This window comes from Hansschlegelia beijingensis (genome assembly GCF_045505405.1).
Classification (GTDB): Bacteria; Pseudomonadota; Alphaproteobacteria; order Rhizobiales; family Methylopilaceae; genus Methylopila; species Methylopila beijingensis_A.
Genome location: NZ_JBJKEX010000666.1, coordinates 1 through 716, shown reverse-complemented (window position 1 = coordinate 716; position 716 = coordinate 1). Strand labels below are relative to the sequence as shown.

Annotated in this window: 1 protein-coding gene and 1 pseudogene; one reads left to right on the top strand and one right to left on the bottom strand. The window is 69.6% G+C overall.

Annotation, left to right across the window (positions count from 1 at the left end; genetic code table 11):
- Positions 1–223 (bottom strand): annotated as a pseudogene (locus ACIKT0_RS19505) (CDP-alcohol phosphatidyltransferase family protein); the annotation flags it as partial.
- A 102-nt stretch (positions 224–325) separates the two neighbouring features.
- On the opposite strand from ACIKT0_RS19505, the gene ACIKT0_RS19500 reads away from it, so the two are divergent.
- Positions 326–716: HIT family protein (locus ACIKT0_RS19500; protein ID WP_407106915.1), on the top strand; the 391-nt coding region annotated here is incomplete at its 3' end.

Here is a 716-nt window from a genome sequence, read left to right as displayed (position 1 = left end):
CCGCCAGCGCCTCGACCAGGCGCTGCTCGTAGGCGTGATCGAGCCTGAACAGCAGCGCGCGGCCGCCGGCGGGGGCCTCCGCGGCCTCCCGCACGTCGGTCACCCCGACGCGCTTCAGCTGCCTTCTGAGGCGCTCCGCGGCGCTCATTCCCCAGATGCGGACCTCAGAGGCGCCGACGAGAAGGGCGGTCGGCGCCGAGGCCGGGCGTGTCGCATCCGTCATTTGTGCTTGCAGTTCCTGCGCAGGCCACACTATGGGCGTGTCGTTTAGCGACAAACTCCCGGCCTTTCCAGCGCGGCGGCGCCGATCGTCACAGGACCCCAGATGGCCAACAAGACGATGGAGAAGTTCGGCCACCCCGCCTCCGTGGTCGCGGAGGTGGGCGCGTGGACCATTCAGGTCCGCCCCAAACAGCTGGCGCTGGGCTCGCTCGTCCTTATATGCCGCGAGCCTGCCGGGGCGTTCTCCCAGCTCTCTCCGCAGGCCTTCGTGGATCTCGGCGCGGCTGTCGCGGAGATCGAGCGCGTCCTCAAGGCGTTCGTGCGGTATGAGCGCATCAACTACCTGATGCTCATGATGGTCGATCCCGACGTGCATTTTCACGTGATCCCGCGCTACGAGGGCGAGCGCGCGTTTGGCGGCGCGACCTTCGCGGACGCCGGATGGCCCGGGCCGCCCGACCTCACGCGCGGCGTCGACCTCGACCCCGAGGCGC